The sequence below is a fragment of the Rhizobium sp. Root491 genome, assembly GCF_001427205.1.
Lineage (GTDB): Bacteria > Pseudomonadota > Alphaproteobacteria > Rhizobiales > Rhizobiaceae > Agrobacterium > Agrobacterium tumefaciens.
Genome location: NZ_LMFF01000001.1, coordinates 819962 through 834485 on the forward strand (window position 1 = coordinate 819962; position 14524 = coordinate 834485).

Annotated in this window: 11 protein-coding genes; 3 read left to right on the plus strand and 8 right to left on the minus strand. The window is 60.1% G+C overall.

Going from position 1 to position 14524, the window contains the following annotated elements; genetic code table 11:
* Positions 1-11: 11 nt before the first annotated feature.
* From ASD46_RS04110 to ASD46_RS04120, 3 genes are all read right to left on the minus strand, one after another.
* Positions 12-812, minus strand: a complete 801-nt coding sequence (locus tag ASD46_RS04110) for a MipA/OmpV family protein (protein ID WP_003515199.1) — start codon at positions 810-812, stop codon at positions 12-14.
* Positions 813-1045: 233 nt separating this feature from the next.
* Complete coding sequence (locus tag ASD46_RS04115) at positions 1046-2302, minus strand: SAM-dependent methyltransferase (RefSeq protein ID WP_003515197.1); 1257 nt, start codon at positions 2300-2302, stop codon at positions 1046-1048.
* Positions 2303-2469: 167 nt separating this feature from the next.
* Positions 2470-4794, minus strand: a complete 2325-nt coding sequence (locus ASD46_RS04120; protein WP_025592547.1) for a Tex family protein — start codon at positions 4792-4794, stop codon at positions 2470-2472.
* Positions 4795-4995: 201 nt separating this feature from the next.
* Between ASD46_RS04120 and purD the strand changes: the two genes are divergently transcribed.
* The 3 genes from purD to ASD46_RS04135 all read left to right on the plus strand — a co-directional run bounded on the left by purD (position 4996) and on the right by ASD46_RS04135 (position 9088).
* Positions 4996-6267, plus strand: coding sequence for a phosphoribosylamine--glycine ligase (gene purD / locus ASD46_RS04125; RefSeq protein ID WP_003515194.1), 1272 nt, complete (start codon positions 4996-4998; stop codon positions 6265-6267).
* 157 nt (positions 6268-6424) lie between these two features.
* Positions 6425-6937: a plant virulence effector HPE1-like domain-containing protein gene (locus ASD46_RS04130; RefSeq protein ID WP_035197896.1), complete on the plus strand. Its 513-nt coding sequence runs from the start codon at positions 6425-6427 to the stop codon at positions 6935-6937.
* A gap of 327 nt (positions 6938-7264) precedes the next feature.
* Positions 7265-9088, plus strand: a complete 1824-nt coding sequence (locus tag ASD46_RS04135) for a methyl-accepting chemotaxis protein (RefSeq protein WP_060641855.1) — start codon at positions 7265-7267, stop codon at positions 9086-9088.
* Between the two features lie 59 nt (positions 9089-9147).
* On the opposite strand, the gene ASD46_RS04140 is transcribed toward ASD46_RS04135, so the two are convergent.
* The 5 genes from ASD46_RS04140 to ASD46_RS04160 all read right to left on the minus strand — a co-directional run bounded on the left by ASD46_RS04140 (position 9148) and on the right by ASD46_RS04160 (position 14524).
* Positions 9148-9633: a DUF523 domain-containing protein gene (locus tag ASD46_RS04140; RefSeq protein WP_025592541.1), complete on the minus strand. Its 486-nt coding sequence runs from the start codon at positions 9631-9633 to the stop codon at positions 9148-9150.
* Positions 9633-9947: a DNA-binding protein gene (locus ASD46_RS04145; RefSeq protein WP_003515190.1), complete on the minus strand. Its 315-nt coding sequence runs from the start codon at positions 9945-9947 to the stop codon at positions 9633-9635. The genes ASD46_RS04140 and ASD46_RS04145 overlap by 1 nt, the downstream gene beginning before the upstream one ends.
* A 1-nt stretch (position 9948) precedes the next feature.
* Positions 9949-10293, minus strand: a complete 345-nt coding sequence (locus tag ASD46_RS04150) for a type II toxin-antitoxin system RelE/ParE family toxin (protein ID WP_025592539.1) — start codon at positions 10291-10293, stop codon at positions 9949-9951.
* A gap of 41 nt (positions 10294-10334) precedes the next feature.
* Entirely contained in the window at positions 10335-12488 is a 2154-nt protein-coding gene (gene glyS / locus ASD46_RS04155) for a glycine--tRNA ligase subunit beta (RefSeq protein ID WP_060641856.1), read from the minus strand.
* Between the two features lie 98 nt (positions 12489-12586).
* Complete coding sequence (locus tag ASD46_RS04160) at positions 12587-14524, minus strand: DUF2207 domain-containing protein (RefSeq protein ID WP_060641857.1); 1938 nt, start codon at positions 14522-14524, stop codon at positions 12587-12589.

The window sequence follows — 14524 nt, forward strand, 5'->3', positions numbered from 1 at the left end:
TTCGCCGCGCCTCAGGGCAGCGTGAAGCCGAATTTGTAGCTTGCCTGGACGCCGACGACGAACTGGTTCTTGGAGCCGCGCTCCCGCACCAGCGAGCTGTCGGCGGCATCGCCCGTCAGGCGGCGATATTCGGCGAAGGAACCAACTTCAGCGGCTTCCGTGACTTTCCAGGTGATGGCGGCGCCGACGCCGGCGGAATGCAGGCCGCCGCCGGGGCTGTAGGGCGATGGCGCGCCGGCCGCTGTCTGCGCGGCGCTCACGCCGTAATAGCGTTCATTGTATTTGCTGCTGACCCATGTGGCGCGCGGGCCGGCGGAAATCTGAATACCGGGGGCGATATCGGTGAAGACGTCGGCCGAGAGGTCGGCGACCACGCCGCTATGGCTGCGGATGCCCTGACGGGCTTCGCCGCGAATACGCAGCCAGTCGGTGGGATAAGCCTCGGCGAAACCGCCAAGCTCGCCGCCGCGCTTGATGCGGGTCATGCCTTTCAGATCGGCCGAATCCTTCTGGTCACGCGGAGACACCAGCTTTCCCGCAAGACCCATGCTGATCGGGCCATTGTCCAGCAGCGAGATCGAGGCGCTGTCGTTGCGCGACGTGAAACGCGCGCCCTGACCCTGACGGCCGAGAGAAATGATGGGCGAAAAGCCGAATTCGTTCTTGTTGTCGCCCTGATATTTCGGCGCAGAAAAACCCGAACCGCCGAGCTTCAAATACCAGTCGCCGGAAAACCAGCCATCGGCATGGGCGTTACCGACGGCAAAAAGCGATAAAACACAAGCGGCGACGGCCGCTGATGGCTTGAACATGAAAATAACCCCAGGAAACGCAATACAAACAGGTAATCGTAGAATTAGAGGGATTCCGTTTCCATTCCATTAACCAGCGCGAGAGGGCGGCGATTAGCTCTTCCGTCATTCCGGCCCTGAGCCGGAATTCAGCCGTCGCGCGTCTGCGCGGCAGGAAGCCTTCTTTCAGTCCGAGGACTTGGGCCGACTGGAGGCCGGATCAGGTCCGGCATACGGCGGAGAAGGCGCAAGCCTTAGAACATAACCTTCTCAAGCGGCGGCCGCGTCTTTTCGAACTCCAGCAGCTTTTCCTCGTTGCGGGCAATGTAATCGCGATTATGCGGAACGGCGTCGCGATCCTTGGCGAGCTGGATCTGGAAAATATGGAAATTTTCGTGGGTAAAGGCCATTTCGGACCCCGCCAGATAAAATTCCCACATGCGGAAGAAACGTTCGTCATAAAGTGCTACCGCCTCTGCCTTGCGCGCCACGAAACGTTCGCGCCAGTGCCGCAGCGTATGCGCATAATGCATGGGCAGGATTTCGATATCCTTCACCAGCAGCCCCGACTTCTGGATGGCCGGCAGCACCTCGGCAAGCGAGGGGATGTAACCACCGGGGAAAATATATTTTTCGATGAAGGGATTGGTCGCCAGTGCCGGACTGGGCTGGCCGATGGAATGCAGCACCATCACGCCCTTGTCGTCCAGAACCTCCGCCACCTTGTCGAAATAATCGCGGTAATGGGTCGGCCCGACATGTTCGAACATGCCGACAGAGACGATACGGTCGAATTTCTTCGAGGCAGGCAGGTAACGGTAGTCCTGCAATTCGAAACGAACATTGCCGGCAAGCCCACGTTTTGCTGCACGGTCGCGGGAAACGCGCAGTTGCTCCTCGCTGAGCGTGATGCCGGTCACATCGGCACCTGCACTTTCGGCAATATACATCGCCATGCCGCCCCAGCCGGACCCGATCTCCAGCACGCTCTGGCCCGGCTCCGTCATCAGCTTGGCGGCGATGTGCCGCTTCTTGGCGACCTGCGCCTCATAAAGGCTGATGCCCGGCGGATTGAAATAGGCGCAGGAATATTGCCAGTCCTCATCAAGGAAGATGTCGAACAGCTTGGCGCTCAGATCGTAGTGATGGGCGACGTTGCTCTTGTTGTGGTTTACCGGCAGATGCATCCTGATGCGGGCGGCGATGATGCGGGCCATACCACGCCACACCATGCCGAAGGACAGCGCCTCGCTTAGCGTGTTGCTTTTAACCAGCGCCAGAAAGTCGTAGATGTCGCCCTCGACGACCTGCATACGGCCTTCCATATAAATTTCGGCGAGTTTCAGCGCAGGATCGGCAGCGATCTCCTGCATGGCAGCTTCGTCGGTGAAATTCAGAACCACCCTTGTTCCGGTACCGTTACCAAATGTACGGCTACCACCCGGGCTATTGACGACAAGATTACCGTTCTTGATTATCTTTTCGAGAAGAACATGCAGAGACGACGCCATGGCACCCCCAATTGCTAAGTCTCACTTATCAATTTTTCTGACCGTATTCCTTTCGGCACAAGTTTCAAGATAGTCTTATTTCAAAAAAATTGAACGATTTCATCAAGCAAAAACCCCCACCGGGGTTTCCGGCAGGGCTTTTCCATAGAAATCATTTCAACCGGAGGTCAGCGTCGCTTCATCGCTTCGGCCAGAGCCGCAGCAAGAGCACCACCGGATTGCGACCCTTCGTTGTGTCCCTGCGGTTTGGAATTCGCGTGGCGCATGGCGCCCGCATTGCCCTTTTCGCGCATTGGCTGGGGTGCCGCCTCGCCGCCGTCCTTACGCATGGTGAGGGCAATACGCTTGCGCTTCACATCCACTTCCACGACACGGACCTTGACGACATCACCCGCTTTCACGACCTCATGCGGGTCTTTCACGAAACGGTCGGCCAGCTGCGAGACATGCACGAGCCCGTCCTGATGCACACCGATATCCACGAAAGCGCCGAAGGCGGCGACATTGGTGACAGTACCTTCCAGCAACATGCCCGGTTTCAGATCGGTGATCTCGTCCACGCCGTCAGCAAAGGTCGCCGTCTTGAAGCTTGGGCGCGGGTCTCGGCCGGGCTTTTCCAGTTCGGCGATGATGTCCTTGACGGTGGGCAGGCCAAATTGTTCGTCGATGAAGCGCTTCGGATCCAGCCCCTTCAGCGTGGCGCTGTCACCCATCAGCGTGCGCAGGTCGCGACCGCAGGCGGCAACGATCTTTTTCGCAACGCCATAGGCTTCGGGGTGCACGGAGGACGAATCCAGCGGTTCCTTGCCGTTGGGAATACGCAGGAAGCCGGCGCATTGCTCGAAGGTGCGCTGGCCAAGGCGCGGCACCTTCAACAGCTCCTTGCGGCTGGCAAAGGGGCCGGTCTGGTCGCGGTGTGCGACGATGGCATCGGCAATCGAAGCACCGAGGCCGGAAACGCGCGCCAGAAGCGGCGAGGAGGCGGTATTGAGATCGACACCGACGGCATTCACCGCATCTTCCACGACCGCGTCGAGTGAACGGCTAAGACGGCCCTGATCGACATCGTGCTGATACTGCCCGACGCCGATGGATTTCGGCTCGATCTTCACCAGTTCGGCCAGCGGGTCCTGAAGGCGGCGGGCGATGGACACCGCGCCACGCAGGGACACGTCGAGATTGGGGAATTCCGCCGCCGCCCGTTCCGACGCGGAATAGACTGACGCGCCCGCCTCCGAAACGATGACCTTGGTGGGCTTTGCGCCGGAAGCCAAAGCCGGCATCTGTGTCAGCAGATCGGCGACCAGCTTTTCCGTCTCACGGCTGCCCGTGCCGTTGCCGATGGCGATCAGCTCGACATTGTGCTTGCGGATGAGCATGGCCAGTTCCGCCTGCGCGCCGCGCACGTCGTTCCTCGGCTGGAAGGGATAGACCGTCGTGGTGTCGAGCAGCTTGCCGGTGCCATCCACCACGGCCACCTTGACGCCGGTGCGGATGCCCGGATCGAGCCCCATGGTGGCGCGTGAGCCCGCCGGTGCGGCCAGCAGCAAATCCTTGAGATTGCGGGCGAAAACATTGATCGCCTCTTCTTCCGCACGTTCGCGCAATTCGCGCATGAGATCGAGCGAAAGCGACATGGAGAGCTTCACCCGCCAGGTCCAGCCTGCCACTTCCATCAACCATTGATCGGCGGGGCCGGCATTGCGGATATCGAAGGCGGCCGCGACGGTACGCTGCGCGGGTTTGACCGGAGAGGGATCATCCGCATCGACATCGATGGTCAGCGTCAGAATTTCCTCGTTCCAGCCGCGCAGCATGGCCAGCGCGCGGTGTCCCGGCACTGTCGCCCAGCGCTCGAAATGATCGAAATAATCGGAGAATTTTTCGCCTGCCGCCTGCTTGCCGTCGACCACCTTGGCGCGGAAAATGGCGTTCTGGCGCATATAGTCGCGCAGGCGTCCAAGAAGATCGGCGTTTTCCGTCATGGTTTCCGCCACGATGTCACGCGCGCCTTCAAGCGCTGCCTTCACATCCGCCACCTCGCCCTGCACATAGGCCTCGCCAAGCTTTGCCGGATCGGCTGCGCGGTTTGCCCAGATCGCTTCGGCCAGCGGACCGAGACCGCGCTCGCGGGCGATTTCGGCGCGGGTGCGGCGCTTCGGCTTGTAGGGCAGATAAAGGTCTTCCAGCTCCGCCTTGGTGCCCGCCTGCATGATCTTGACCATCAGGGCGTCCGTCATCTTGCCTTGACCGTTGATGGTATCAACAATGGAGGCGCGGCGCGCATTGAGTTCACGCAGATAGACGAGGCGTTCGGCAAGCGTTCGAAGCTGGGTATCATCCAGCCCTCCCGTCGCTTCCTTGCGGTAACGGGCGATGAAGGGCACGGTCGCTCCCTCGTCCAGCAACGCCACTGCCGCCTTCACCTGATCGGCGCGGGCGTTGATTTCGGAGGCGATGAGCGTGGCGAGGCGGGCATTATCTGCGGTCATGGGGTTCTCTGATGTCACATCTGGAGCGGCGAACATAATGTCTGATTGTGGCGTGACAACAAGAGGCGGCAACGATTCCACAGGAAAGGCTGAGTTCGAGGGAAAGACGGGCATTTGCGGCGCTTTCTCCTTGACCTTTCGCCCCCCTGCCCTTAACGCCCCTCAAACAAGGTTAAAGGCGAATTTGCAGGGGTGTTGACCATGAAAGTTCTGTTGATCGGTTCCGGCGGACGCGAACATGCGCTGGCGTGGAAAATCGCCCAGTCTCCCCTGCTCGATGAACTTTATGCCGCTCCCGGCAATCCCGGCATCGCCGACCATGCGACACTCGTTTCGCTTGACGTGGAAGACCACGCCGCCGTTATCGCCTTTGCCAGGGAAAAGGCGATCGACTTCGTCGTCGTCGGACCGGAAGCGCCGCTGGTTGCCGGTCTGGCAGATGATCTGCGTGCGGCTGATATTGCCACCTTCGGGCCTTCGAAAGCAGCCGCTCAGCTTGAGGGTTCCAAGGGGTTCACGAAGGATCTATGCGCCCGTTACGATATTCCAACCGGGGCTTATCAGCGTTTCAAGACCGCCGAACCCGCAAAGCAATATGTCCGTGAACAGGGCGCACCCATCGTCATCAAGGCCGACGGGCTTGCCGCCGGCAAGGGCGTAACGGTTGCCATGAGCGAGGCGGAAGCGCTTGCCGCCATCGACGACTGTTTCGACGGCGCTTTTGGCGCTGCCGGCGCCGAGGTTGTGGTGGAAGCTTTCCTCGACGGTGAGGAAGCCAGTTTCTTCTGCCTTTCCGATGGCAAAACCGCGCTGGCGTTGGCAACAGCCCAGGACCACAAGCGCGTGGGTGATGGCGACACCGGCCCCAACACCGGCGGCATGGGCGCCTATTCCCCCGCCCCGGTGATGACACCAGCCATGGTGGAGCGCACCATGAAAGAAATCATCGAACCGACGATTTCTGGCATGGCGAAAGACGGCAATCCCTTCTCCGGCGTATTTTTCGCCGGTCTGATGATCACCGCCAAAGGCCCCGAGCTGATCGAATACAATGTGCGTTTCGGCGATCCGGAATGTCAGGTGCTGATGATGCGCCTCAAGAGCGACCTGCTGCCGATCCTCTACGCCACTGCTACCGGCACGCTGGACAAGGTAGAAGCGGAATGGCGCGACGATGCGGCGCTGACGGTTGTTCTAGCTTCCAAGGGTTACCCCGGTGCCTACGACAAGAACACGCCCATTGCCCATATTCCCGATGCCAGCGAAGAGGCAAAGGTGTTCCATGCCGGGACGGCGCTGAAGGACGGCAGACTGGTGGCGACGGGCGGACGCGTGCTGAACGTCACCGCCTTTGGCAAGAACGTGACGGAAGCGCAGGCGCGCGCCTATGCGCTGGCGGCCAAGGTGGAATGGGAAAACGGCTTCTGCCGTCGCGATATCGGCTGGCAGGCCGTGGCACGCGAAAAAGTCTGACCATTCAAGGCATACAGCGGCCCGAGCGCAGATTTCGCTCAATTTTTACCAAGTTTGCTGACCTGATGGAAACGAAAGACCGATAATATCTGCCGAACATTGAAGGGCGCATTCTGTCTCGATCGTGAGGCTGCGCCGTCATTTCGGGGGTTTTTCGATGCGTCGTCTTCTTTTGACAGCGGTTGTCGCGCTGACCGGCGGGTCTGCGATGGCGTCTTCCATCGAATATGTAAACGGCACCCACACCGGCAATGGCAGCTTCGTTCGCCTCGACTGCGCCCGCTGCCAGCCCGTGAAGGACAACCCTGCCCCCGAGGGCTTTGCCATCCCCTCCATCGAGCCGGGCACGCAGCACACGGAAATGCGTGAAATCGAGGGTAAGCGCACGCTGGTACGCACCGAAGCCTGGCTTGGCGGCGCGCCCGTCACCTTCGTCAGCACCAACCCCGCGTGGATGCCGCAGGAAACTCCCGGCACCGCAATTGCCACCTATGATGAGGGTGAAGCTGGCACTCCCCCCCAGGAAACGGCAGCCACGCCAGCAGGCATAGACATGACCGCGACCACGGCAGCGACGAAGACAATTTCGGCGGCCAATGCCACGGCACCGTCAAGCGCATCAGCAATGGCGGCACCCGATTTCCAGGATTTCAAATTGCGCGGCAATTGACCGACAGTGTCGGCGGCGTCTTTGATGACAAAAGTCAAATAATCGCGTCATCGCTGCATTTTTCGAAGTGCACGGCAACCATCCGGTGAATAATAAATTATGCATCCATTATTCTGCCAAGCACGCTCATAAAGCTTTTGCTAATTAAATATTTATTCAAATTTTTTGCCGCTAAGTGACCTCATAGTGCGATGCAGCACGACATGAGGGCTTGGAGCGGACTTTCGCTTTCAGGCTGATCACAGCGCATCAGGCGCCTTCCCATTTTCGAAACTTCGGCAGCGCGCGGCTTTTTCCGGCTCGCGACGCAAAAGCTTGTGAGCGCCCATGAAGAATCTTTCCATTTCCCGTCAGCTGATCGTGCTCGTGGTGGCCCTTATGGCCGCCTTCGCAGCAGCAACGTTTTACCAGCTGAAATCCGCCACCGACGCGATCTATGAAGAACGCTACGGCATGCTGCGGACACAGGTGCAATCCGCCATTTCCATCCTGCAATCCTTCCACGACAAGGAAAAGGCCGGGACACTTTCACGCGAAGACGCCATGAAGCAGGCCTTCGCCACCGTCAGCGCCATGCGGTTCACCCCGGATGGCTATCTGTTCGGTTACGACTACGACGTGACGATGAAATTCCATCCCGACGCGAAGCGTGTCGGCGAGAACTACAAGGGCAAGCCGGACAGCAAGGGCTTCCAGTATCGTGACGAGCTCGTACGGCTTGGCCGCAACGGCGGCGGCCAGACGGATTTCTACGGTCCGAAGCCCGGCATGGAAGGTAATGACTACGCCAAAAGCTCCTACGCCCTTGCTTTCGAGCCATGGCAGGTGGTGGTCGTGACCGGCGTTTACATCGATGATCTGAATGCCCAGGTTCGTGGCGAGGTGATGAGGGCGCTGTCCATCGGTGCCGCCATCTTCGTGCTGGCACTTGCCGCCGCCTTCTACGTTATCCGGGGGATCTCGAAGCCGCTCGGCGACATTCACAGGGCGCTGGGTGAAGTCGCCAATGAGAACGTCTCGCTCACCATACCCCATACCGGGCTGACCAACGAGGTGGGCATGATGGCGAAGGCCACGGCCTCGCTTCAGGACAAGGTGCGGGAGCGCCACGCCATGCAGCGCCGGGAGGAAGAACAGCAGCAGCAGCTCAACGCCGAGCGCCAGAACAACCTCGACATGCAGCGCGACGAGGCCGCATTGCAGGCGCGTGTCGTCACCACCATTGGCGAGGCGCTGGAAAAACTCGCCGGCGGTGATCTGACCGTGCGTTGCGCCGATCTCGGCAACCGTTACGCCGCGCTGCGCGACAACTTCAACGAGGCATTGACCCATCTCGACGCCGCCATGGCCAAGGTGAATTCCAAGAGCATCGATATCGGCGGCTCGAAGGAAGAAATCCGCAAGGCCTCCAACGAGCTTTCGCAGCGCACCGAACGCCAGGCGGCAAATCTCGAGGAAACCTCTGCCGCGCTCGACGAGTTGACGGTTGCGGTGCGCCAGACGGCTGAAGGTGCAGCCGACGCCGCCAAGCGCGTCACGACAGTCAGTTCCGAAGCGATGCGCAGCGACCGGGTGGTGGAAGAAGCGATTGCGGCGATGAGCGGCATCGAACAATCTTCCGATCAGATTTCGAACATCATCGGCGTGATCGACGACATCGCTTTCCAGACCAATCTTCTGGCACTGAATGCGGGTGTGGAAGCGGCGCGTGCCGGGGAAGCGGGCAAGGGCTTTGCCGTGGTGGCACAGGAAGTGCGCGAACTGGCGCAGAAATCTGCCGCCGCCGCCAAGGAGATCAAGGACCAGATCGCCCGCTCTTCCAACCAGGTGGAAAACGGCGTGCGTCTTGTCGGCGAAGCCGGTGACGCGCTGAAACGCATCTCGGACCAGATCAAATCCGCCAACGAGATCGTCGGCAAGATCGCCCATTCGGCGGCCGAACAGGACACGACGCTGCGCTCTATCTCCACATCGCTCAACCAGCTCGACGTCGCCACCCAGCACAATGCGGCGATGGCGGAAGAGACCACGGCTTCGGCGGAAGCGCTGGCCGTCGATACCGAAGAGCTACTGAACCTCATCCGCGGCTTCCGCGTCTCCTCCGGCAACCAACCCCACGGCATGGCAGAGCAGATGCGCATGGCGGGGTGATAGACGCTGAGGTGATGGATAAACGAAAACGCCGGAGGGAACTCCGGCGTTTTTTTGTTTCAACGTGTCAGAGTATCCAGCCGGTCGATATCGGCAGGCGAAAAGACCGTAATTCCCGCTCTTTCAAGCAGCGCCGCCGTCACGCCATTGCCCGCATGTTTGATGCCGGAGAACGAGCCGTCATAGATCGCGACCGATCCGCAGGACGGGCTGCCGTCGATCAACAGCGCGTGCGTGCAGCCATTGGCTTTAGCAAGGGCCAACGCCTTTTCCGCACCGGCAATAAATTCCGCCGTGACATCGCCGCCGGTTACTTCCAGCACCCGGGCGCGGCCTTCCATCACATCGAGACCGGAAGCTCCCTTCTCGATTTCTGCCGGCGGGCGCGGCACGGACATGCCGCCCGCCATTTCCGGACAGATCGCCACCAGCCTGCCTTCATCCCGCCAGCGGTCTATCGCCGGGTGGACGAGAGGTTTGCCCTTGCCGTCATAGCGGACCGCCTGGCCGAGGAGACAGGCGCTGATTAGGATTTTGGTGATCATCAGGCCGCTGCGACAGCGAGATGTATACCCGAGTTCTTCTGAAGCGCTTGAATGACACTAAACAGATTATCGGCCCGGGGATTTCCCTTCGGGCCGAACATGCGCATCAGGCTTTTCGCAGGCACATCCACGTGTTTGGATAAAGTCTCGAAACCGATCGTGGCGTTGATGAAATCTCGCAATACCGACTTGCCGGTTTCGACATCTCCCTCCAGCAACAGTTCCACAGCATCCGACAAGAGAGCCGCCCGGAAGGCTGGGTCTTTTTCCGCCCTCGCCTTGACTGTCTGTTTGAATTCCCGCGTTAGCGCCATGTCACTCACCCGTCCCGGCACCCTTTCGGGCGCCCTTTCTGGATTTATAATCCTGCCAGAAGGCCTTGGCCGCTTCGATGTCGTTCTGCTGCCGGGCCTTGGTTCCGCCAATCAGCAGGATCACCAGCTCATCGCCGTCACGACCGAAATAGACACGATATCCGGGACCATAATCGATCCGGTATTCGAGAACACCGGAGCCAACGGATTTTACGTTGGAGAGATTGCCCTGCCCCATCCGGGTCACGGCAATCGTTACCTTCGACGCGGCAAGCGCCTCGATCTTTACGAACCATCGCCCAAATGGGCTCGATCCGTTCGGGTCCAGATATTCAACGACCTTCATGGGCCAATGGTAACATAAACATTACCATTGGCAAGCCTGTCTCAGCCGGTAATCTTCGAGAAATCCGCAACCGTTCCGGTGGCTTCACGAATGGCCTTCAACAGCGCCAGACGGTTTGCGCGGATGGCCGCGTCCTCATCGTTGACGAGAACATCCTCGAAAAACTTGTCGACGGGCGCGCGAAGCGTCGAGAGCGCCTGCATGGCGGAGCGGAAATCTTCCGTCTCGACGGCCTTTGCGGCATCGGCGGAAGCGGTCTTGATCGCCGCGTAAAGCGCCTTTTCGGCGTCGAGCTTCAGCAGTTCTTCTGAAACGCTGTTCGCAACCACGGTGCCCTTCTTTTCCTCTGCGGCCAGAAGCTGGGTGGCGCGCTTTGCACCGGCCAGCAGGTTCCGGCCATCTTCGCCGGTGATGAAGGCGGTCAGCGCCTCGACACGGCGGGCGATCATCAGCAGGTCGTCGGATTCCGGCGTCAGGACGGCGTCGATCAGATCGTAACGGGCGCCGAGGTCGCGCAGATAGACTTTCAGGCGGTCGTGGAAGAAGGAGAGAAGGTCAGTATCCTTCGCGACGCTCAAGAGCGGCAGGCGCACGTTCTTTTCAAGCAGAATACGAACCACGCCCAGCGCCGCACGGCGCAGTGCGAAGGGATCCTTCGAACCGGTAGGCTTTTCATCGATGGCCCAGAAGCCGACGAGCGTGTCGAGTTTGTCGGCGAGAGCAACCGTAATCGCCACCTTGTCGGCTGGCAGGCGGTCGGAGGGACCCTGCGGCTTGTAGTGATCCTCGATCGCCGCGGCGACACTTTCGTTTTCGCCCTGCAAGGTTGCGTATTTTCGGCCCATCAGGCCCTGAAGCTCGGGGAATTCGCCGACGGCTTCGGTGCGCAGGTCGGCTTTCGCCAGCACCACGGCGCGGTCCACCAGAGCAGCATCGGCACCGACGACGGGGGCCAGAGCCTTGGCCAGTTCGCGAATGCGGGCCACACGCTGCCCTTGAGTGCCGAGCTTGGCATGGAAGGTAACGTTCAGCGCATCGAGCTTGGCCATGCGCTGGTCGAGCGGCTTCTTGAGATCGAGGCCAAATTTCGCAGCCGAATCCTTCAGCGTCTCCAGATCAGGCAGATCGCCCTGGTCACGGTTCCAGAAATGGCGGGCATCCGACAGGCGGGCGCGGACGACCTTGCCGTTGCCATGGATGATTTCCTTGCCGCCGTCGCTTGCCTCGATGTTCGAGATCAGGATGAAGCGGTTGGAAAGACCCTCTTCCGCACCCTGATTGCGGGTGACAAAACACTTCTGGTTGGTCTTGATGGTCAGCCGGATGATTTCCGCCGGGATTTGCAGGTAATCCTCCTCGAAAGTGCCCATCAGCACCTGCGGCCATTCAACAAGGCCGGAGACTTCTTCCAGCAGGCCTTCGTCTTCCACCAGCTCAAGGCCGTTGGCAAATGCCAGATCCTTGGCATCGTGCAGGATGATATCCTTGCGGCGGTCGGCATCGAGAATGACCTTCGCCTTTTCAAGGCTCGAGACATAATCCTCGAAACGGCGCACGGTGATCGGACCCGGCGCATGGAAACGGTGGCCATAGGTAACGTTGCCAGCGACGATGCCGTCGATGACAAAGGGAATGACCTGGGTTTCGTCATGTTCGGGGCCGAACAGGCAGACGATGGATTGCAGCGGGCGCACCCAGCGCAGGCTCTCCGAGCCCTTGCCTTCGATGCCGGCATAGCTGGAACCCTTCGGCATGGAGGCCGGGCCGGAGCGCATGGATTTCGGCCAGGGGAAGGAGCGGATGATGCCGGGCATCAACTCGGCGATGATCTCTTCCGCCGGGCGGCCGGGCTTGTTGATGATGGCGATGTAGAAATCGCCTTTCTTCGGATCGGAAACGACCTGAGCCTCGGAGACATCATTAAGGCCAGCGCCGCGCAGAAAGCCCTCAATCGCCTTTTCGTTGGCATCGGTGCGCGGACCCTTCTTTTCCTCACGCACATCGGCGGAGCGGGCGTTGAGGCCCCTAATATCCAGCGTCAGGCGGCGCGGCGTCCAATATTCGCGCGCACCCTCATAGGTCAGCCCTCTCTCCACCAAGGCGTCAGTGACGAGTTTCTTCAGATCGCCCGCCGCCTTGCGCTGCATGCGTGCGGGGATTTCCTCGGAGCGAAGTTCAAGCAGAAGATCGGGCATGGGATAAGGACTTTAATCTGTTGCAAAAGAGTGTCGCGGACTTAGCAAGACCAGCGGCAAAAGTCATCAGCTATCGGTTAAATTACCGCCGGTGGACGTTACCAGCCGCCACCACCACCGCCGCCGCCGCCCGAACCGGAAGAACCACCGCCACCGCCACCTGAAAAGCTGGAGGAAGATGAGCTGACAGGCTGTGGAATGGTGGAAGCGATTGTATTCGCCATGGAAGTGGAGAACCCACCAATCCGGTCTCCGAAGCTGCCGTAATTGCTGCCCAAATACCAGCCGGGCGCATAACTTGCCGCGGCGGCACCAGCGGCGGCTGTCGCGAGCCAGGTCTCGAAGGTACGGCTCCAGGGTTTTTCCACGCCGAGCGCGACCGCATAGGGCAGCAATGTCTCAAAATGCTGCGGCGACATGGCGGGGGCATCCGCCATATTCATCCGGTCCTTTTCCGCCAGCGTCAGATAGGTTCTGAGGCCCTCGATGCCGTCCATCAGCTTGCGGCCGAGCGGCGTCGGCGCACCCATCAGGAACAGGAACAGCGCGTTGGTAAGCACGATGCCGCCAATGGCGGCCAGCGCCAGCGACTTGGTGTCATGCGTCACATCCAGCAGGATCTGTGTGGCAATGCCGCCAATGACCGAAAAAGCCACAAAACCGGCAAAGGCCAGCATGACGATGCCGCCGATGCGCTTGCTCAACGACGCGCCACGCGAGAACTGTCGGCCGATGCCGATCGACAGGATGCTGAAGAAGAAGGCGAAAAAGCCGAAGACCAGCACGGCGGCAATGGCGCTTTCATCGAGATCACCGAACACCAGCGTCGCGACGATGATGGCGACGCTGAAGAAGATGCCGAAAACGATGTAACCGGCGTTGCTGCGATAATATTTGCCGCGGTGCTCTTTCTCTATCGCCGCGCGAAACTGCTTGCCGACTTTTTCGACTTCCGTTCCATGCGCCTTGTCGATGGTGAGCGTCTCGCCCGGACCACCGATGGAGGACAACAGCGTCTTCTGCCCGCTCGGCAACTCCGCCCCAGCCTGCTTTTGCGTGCGGCGGATGACGATGGAGTTCTTCAGATCCTCCAGAACGACATAACGCTTGACCGCCAGATCAAGGGCGGAGGCGGACAGCGCTGTCCAGCCTGCGCCGGAAAAACCCCTGTTATCAACGTAATTGACCAGAGCCGGCGAAAGCCCCTCCGGTGCATCCCAGCGCGGCACGACTACGCCCCTGGCCGGATCACGGCCGACCGCGAACCATGCTCGCAGATAATAGAGCAGCACTGCGAAAAGCCCGCCGCCCGAAAGCAGGATGGCAAGATTGTCACGTAGCCACCAACCTGCCTCCTGGGAGGAGTCGGGGGCGGCAATGGCGCCCTTCGGTAACTTCACGGCAACTGTCATGCCCTCGCCCACTGAAAACGGGCGGGTAGAGGCAAAAAACACCTCGTTGCCTTCGCTCAAAATGCGCGCATCCTTGCCCTTGGCACCGAGTGGACCGGTGAAAACGGCAGTATCGGTGGCCTTCACGCCCTGTGGCAAAGTGATGGTGGCGGAAATCTCACCCATCGGAAACTGCCAGCCATTGCCGGTGACATTCCAGGTGAGTTCGTCATAGTCGCTGAAATAACGGATCTGCCGGGCGGTGGTGTAGGTGATCTGGAAGATATGCTCGCCGGTCGGAAGAAAACGGTCGGCGCTGCCGGTATAAATGCGGATGCCGCCATCGATATTCTCGGTGCGCCAGCTCTCCGGCGCGCCGTCTCGCTCCACCGATACGACGTTAAAATCCACCTTGGTGCGTCGGTTATTCGCATCCAGCGCATAAAGCGGGAAATCGCGGAAGATGCCACGCTTGATGTTCTGGCCTTCGGCACGGGCGGTGATGGTTTCCGTCACCGTCAGTTCGCCACTCTTCGCAACCTCGACGACGGAATGATAGGAGCGGATGAATTCTTCCGCAAAGGCCGGGCAGGTCGCGCCCAGGAAGACAAGCAGCGCGAGAAGTCTTGCGGCGATGGTCTTCAC

Excerpts from the sequence above, each read along its gene's own strand:
- ASD46_RS04150 (WP_025592539.1), bottom strand. The coding sequence starts at position 10,293 with ATGAAGGTCGTTGAATATCTGGACCCGAACGGATCGAGCCCATTTGGG.
- ASD46_RS04135 (WP_060641855.1), top strand. The coding sequence starts at position 7,265 with ATGAAGAATCTTTCCATTTCCCGTCAGCTGATCGTGCTCGTGGTGGCC.
- ASD46_RS04110 (WP_003515199.1), bottom strand. The coding sequence starts at position 812 with ATGTTCAAGCCATCAGCGGCCGTCGCCGCTTGTGTTTTATCGCTTTTT.
- ASD46_RS04145 (WP_003515190.1), bottom strand. The coding sequence starts at position 9,947 with ATGGCGCTAACGCGGGAATTCAAACAGACAGTCAAGGCGAGGGCGGAA.
- ASD46_RS04115 (WP_003515197.1), bottom strand. The coding sequence starts at position 2,302 with ATGGCGTCGTCTCTGCATGTTCTTCTCGAAAAGATAATCAAGAACGGT.
- glyS (WP_060641856.1), bottom strand. The coding sequence starts at position 12,488 with ATGCCCGATCTTCTGCTTGAACTTCGCTCCGAGGAAATCCCCGCACGC.
- ASD46_RS04120 (WP_025592547.1), bottom strand. The coding sequence starts at position 4,794 with ATGACCGCAGATAATGCCCGCCTCGCCACGCTCATCGCCTCCGAAATC.
- purD (WP_003515194.1), top strand. The coding sequence starts at position 4,996 with ATGAAAGTTCTGTTGATCGGTTCCGGCGGACGCGAACATGCGCTGGCG.
- ASD46_RS04130 (WP_035197896.1), top strand. The coding sequence starts at position 6,425 with ATGCGTCGTCTTCTTTTGACAGCGGTTGTCGCGCTGACCGGCGGGTCT.
- ASD46_RS04140 (WP_025592541.1), bottom strand. The coding sequence starts at position 9,633 with ATGATCACCAAAATCCTAATCAGCGCCTGTCTCCTCGGCCAGGCGGTC.